The 4,366-nt window shown below is 50.3% G+C and carries 4 protein-coding genes; 2 read left to right on the top strand and 2 right to left on the bottom strand.

Features of this window, described 5'->3' with window-relative positions; genetic code table 11:
* Nucleotides 1-54: 54 nt before the first annotated feature.
* Nucleotides 55-1,314: a phosphoribosylamine--glycine ligase gene (gene purD / locus IQ219_RS17185; protein ID WP_194073417.1), complete on the top strand. Its 1,260-nt coding sequence runs from the start codon at nt 55-57 to the stop codon at nt 1,312-1,314.
* 205 nt (nt 1,315-1,519) lie between these two features.
* Nucleotides 1,520-2,134, top strand: a complete 615-nt coding sequence (locus IQ219_RS17180; protein ID WP_190595981.1) for a hypothetical protein — start codon at nt 1,520-1,522, stop codon at nt 2,132-2,134.
* 34 nt (nt 2,135-2,168) lie between these two features.
* Here the strand turns inward: IQ219_RS17180 and IQ219_RS17175 are convergent, their stop codons facing one another.
* Nucleotides 2,169-2,618, bottom strand: coding sequence for an RpiB/LacA/LacB family sugar-phosphate isomerase (locus IQ219_RS17175; RefSeq protein WP_194073416.1), 450 nt, complete (start codon nt 2,616-2,618; stop codon nt 2,169-2,171).
* A gap of 53 nt (nt 2,619-2,671) precedes the next feature.
* Complete coding sequence (locus IQ219_RS17170) at nt 2,672-4,195, bottom strand: NADH-quinone oxidoreductase subunit M (RefSeq protein ID WP_194073415.1); 1,524 nt, start codon at nt 4,193-4,195, stop codon at nt 2,672-2,674.
* Between the last annotated feature and the right edge of the window lie 171 nt (nt 4,196-4,366).

Here is a 4,366-nt window from a genome sequence, read left to right as displayed (position 1 = left end):
CTTGAAAACGGCTAATTGGTCATATTTTTCCAACGGTTGTAGAGGTTAGACTCCATGAAGGTGGCAGTTATTGGTAGCGGTGGACGGGAACATACTTTGGCTTGGTCGTTGGTTCGATCGCCGGAAGTGAGCCATTGCTATTGCTTACCCGGAAATGGTGGCACGGCCGGGTTACCCAAAACCGTCAATGTGGCGATCGCCGTGGATCAACTGGGAGAAATCTGCGAATTTTGCCAAACGGAAAAAATTGATTTAGTAGTAGTGGGGCCGGAATTGCCCCTCACCCTGGGGTTAACGGATCAATTGCAAGCGTTGGGCATAAAAGTTTTTGGTCCCACCAAAGCTGGGGCGGAATTGGAAGCGAGTAAATCCTGGACGAAACAGTTATTGGTCGAAGCGGGGGTTCCCACCGCCTTTGGGGAAACTTTTACCAACCCAGAACCAGCCCAGGCCTATGCCACCAAGATGGGAGCCCCCATAGTGGTGAAAGCTGATGGTTTGGCGGCGGGTAAAGGGGTGATTGTGGCCCAAACTTTGGCCGAAGCAACCACGGCGATCGCCGAATTATTTGATCAGGGCTTTGCCAAAATTGTGGTGGAGGAATTTTTGCCGGGGGAAGAGGTTTCCGTGCTGGCTCTCTGTGACGGCAAAAATGTCATTCCTCTGCTGCCAGCCCAGGACCACAAACGCATTGGGGAAGGGGATCAAGGGCTCAATACCGGTGGCATGGGGGCCTACTGTCCTGCTCCCATTGCCCCCCCAGAGGTCATAGACCAGGTGCAAAAACAAATTTTACAACCCACCGCTAACGCCTTGGCTAAACGGGGCATTGATTACCGGGGAGTGCTGTACGCTGGCTTAATGGTTAGCCCCACCGGGGAAATTAAAGTGTTGGAATATAACTGTCGTTTTGGTGATCCTGAAACCCAAGCGGTGTTGCCCCTCCTCGCCACTCCCCTGGAAAAAGTTTTAATGGCCTGTGTGGACCAAACCCTAGGCCAGTTGGAGCCGCTGCAATGGCATGCCGGTAATGCGGTTTGTGTGGTGGTGGCCGCGGGCGGTTATCCCGGTAGTTACCGCAAAGGCGATGAAATTAATGGTTTGGCTGAGGCTGAAGCCCAAGATGTGACAGTATTCCACGCTGGCACAGAATTAAAGGAGGGCAAAGTTCTCACCAATGGCGGTCGGGTGTTGGGGGTCACGGCCCTAGGAGAAGATTTATCCACGGCGATCGCCACTGTTTACCGGGGAGTAGAACAAATTACTTTTGAGGGCATGTATTACCGACGGGACATTGGCCACAAAGCTCTTTGATCTGGAGTAGGGGAAAGGAATTCTTTCGAGAGAATAGGTTGGTGCAAAACAAATTTTCCCCGGGAGGTCAGATAGGAAAAAACAAGTTGCCTTGGCAATGGCAAAAGTAACCCAATGGCACCCTAAAGAGATCAACCGGGAATGTTAATATACGTTGCAGTTTGGCTTGAACTGCCGTCCTCAATTTGCCCTTCCCCGACTTCCTATGTTTCAACGTCTTGTGCATCCATTGGCTTTAACTCTCTGTGGCCTGGCCTTGGCCTCTAGTTTAACTCCGTCAGCCCAGGGGCAGGGAGTCATGGAGGTGGAGGAAGTGATCATTGAAGGCAGTGGCCCAGAGAATTCTAGGGAGTTCCGCCCCCTCAACCAAGAAGGCAGTGTGTTAAGCATTGCCGCCGGCCGTCGCTTGATGAATGAAGCCAACGATGCGATTAATCTTAATCAGTACACCGTGGCCCTGGGCAAACTCCAGGAAGCCCGCAAGATTTTCAACCAACTGTCTAATTTCCATCTACAACTGGCTAATAGTTTTTCCGGCATTAACACAGTCATTTTTGAGGAACAAAGAATTGCCGCCCTGGAAACGGGTCAATTGCGGGACGAAGCTACCTATCGTTTAGCGTTGGTACATCGGGCGAACAACGAAGCGGCTTTGGCAGTGCCCCTGTTACTACAAATTATCCGTTCCCAGAACCCCACTACGGATTTAGGCAGAAAATCCTACCAACAGCTCTATGAGTTGGGGTTTGTGGCTTCCCCGTTTGAAGGCCCCACTCCCACGGGCTCCAATGCGGCCCCCACTGCTCCAGTGGTTAATTAACCCTAGCTTTGGAACGATGAAATCCTGGCTTGGATTAAGTTTGGGCAGAATATTTTTCCTCGATCGCCGTGACCAGTTGAATACAGGGCAATTCTTCCGGTTTAACCTCGGCGGTAAACCAAGCAGTCAAAATTTCCTTGGCGATCGCCGGGGAAGTGGCCCGTAAACTCATTACTAAAACATTGGCATCGTTCCACCAACGGGCTCCCCTCGCAGTTTCCCCATCCCGGACTAGGGCCGCCCTGATACCTGGCACCTTATTAGCAGCAATGGAGGCCCCTGTCCCCGTCCAACAAAATAATATGCCTTCCTCTACGGTTTGATCAGCCACTACTTCCGCTAATTGTTGGGCAACCAACGGCCAAGGCATAATCTCCCCGGCCAAGGGGCCAAAGAGCATCAACTGATGGCCTAAATCCCCTAGATGCTCTATGACAACATCGGTGAGGTGACACTTTTCATCGCTGGCAACGGCAATTTTCATCTTTGGTTACGAAGTGATGATGACGGTTAAATTTATCTTGCTTTGCTGAAGCTTTACACTTCTCCCAATTCCTTAACTTCAATTTCGATGCGGGGCGGGGCCGGCAGACTGACCAAATCCGGGTGTCCCGTCAGCAAAACCGCCGTTTGGGGCTCACTCCACTGGGTTAACCAATGGGGCTGAATACCCAAAACAATGATAACCACCGCCAAGGCGATCGCCGGAACTTGTTCCTGCCAACGCACCTTGGGTAAATGGGACAGTTCCATGGTCAGACGGCCAAAGAAAACCCGGTTAATCATTAAAAGGAAATAAACAGCCGTTAAACCACTGCCGATCAAACACAGTAGGGTTTGGACCGGAAAAATCGGAAAACTGCCCCGGAATACTAAAAATTCAGCAATAAAGCCCACCATGCCTGGAATACCAGCGCTGGCCATCACACCGAGAATCATCAAACTGCCGGTGATGGGCAAGCCTCGTTCTGGAGTCAATAGTCCTTGTAACTTGTCCACGTCCCGACTGCCGGTCTTTTTGTACACCACCCCCACCAATAGAAACAGTAGGGCCGAAATGATGCCATGGCTGACCATCTGGGCTGAAGCGGCGGTCACGCTCAGGCGGGTAGTGGCGGCGGCGGCCAGCAGGATATAGCCCATGTGGGCAATGGAAGAATAGGCCACCACTTTTTTCATATCTTTTTGGGCGATCGCACAGGAGGCTCCATAGAGGGCGCTGATGGCCGCTAGGGTCGCTAAATAGGGCGCAAATTCCACCCAGGCTTCTAGATACAATCCCAACCCAAAACGCAGTAAACCGTAGGTACCCAGTTTTAGTAAAACCCCTGCCAACAATACAGAAACGGGCGTAGAAGCTTCCACGTGGGCATCCGGCAGCCAGGTGTGGAAAGGAAAAATGGGAATTTTAATGCCCAAACCAAGCAGTAGGGGCAGCAATAACAACATTTGGGTTTTTATCGGCAGGGCATCGGCCAAGCTGGGGTCGTAGTCAAAATTGGGCGCTTTGGTCAGCCAAAACCAGCCGAGGAAGGACACTAGCACTAAAAAGCCAGATAGGGCAGTGTAAAGTAAAAACTTCATAGCGGCATAACCCCGCCGTTGTCCTCCCCAAATGGCAATGAGAAAATAAAGGGGAATAATTTCCAACTCAAAAAAGAGGAAAAATAGGAGTAAATCCTGGGCTAAAAATGCACCGGCTACCCCACCGCTGAGTAGTAATAACAAAGCATAGTAAAACCTTGGTCTTTCTAGGTTGAGATTGGTACTAAAAATAGCAATCAAAACCAAACTGCTGTTTAGTAACAACAGGGGCAGGGATAATCCGTCCACCCCCAGGTGGTAATTCAGACCCAAACTAGGCAACCAGGAGTGATATTCAACAAACTGCATCTGGGGATTGCTGAGGTCAAACTGCCAAGCCAACACCACGCTAATGGCGGCCACCGCAGTCATTATTCCCAGGGCAATTTTGCGGGAGTAACAATCATTGCCAGGGTTGGGGATAATCGCAATCAGGATGGCTCCGAGGATGGGGCCCCAGATGAGAGCACTGAGCATAGAAGTATGGGGTTAATAAAGTTGGTTAAATTGTAGTTAGCTAAAAATATCGGAGAAAAAGTCTTAAATTGTGCGCCCAATCTTATCCCTATATTCCTGGTCAGGGAAATTTCCTGGTCTAGTAGAGAGAGACTGGTCAGACATTTTTTGATCAAAAATTTAATTAAAAAT

Source organism: Synechocystis sp. LEGE 06083 (assembly GCF_015207725.1).
Classification (GTDB): Bacteria; Cyanobacteriota; Cyanobacteriia; order Cyanobacteriales; family Microcystaceae; genus Synechocystis; species Synechocystis salina.
Note: the sequence above shows the minus strand (reverse complement) of the source record. Positions and strands in the feature narration are given on the sequence as shown.

Excerpts from the sequence above, each read along its gene's own strand:
- purD (WP_194073417.1), top strand. The coding sequence starts at position 55 with ATGAAGGTGGCAGTTATTGGTAGCGGTGGACGGGAACATACTTTGGCT.
- IQ219_RS17180 (WP_190595981.1), top strand. The coding sequence starts at position 1,520 with ATGTTTCAACGTCTTGTGCATCCATTGGCTTTAACTCTCTGTGGCCTG.
- IQ219_RS17175 (WP_194073416.1), bottom strand. The coding sequence starts at position 2,618 with ATGAAAATTGCCGTTGCCAGCGATGAAAAGTGTCACCTCACCGATGTT.
- IQ219_RS17170 (WP_194073415.1), bottom strand. The coding sequence starts at position 4,195 with ATGCTCAGTGCTCTCATCTGGGGCCCCATCCTCGGAGCCATCCTGATT.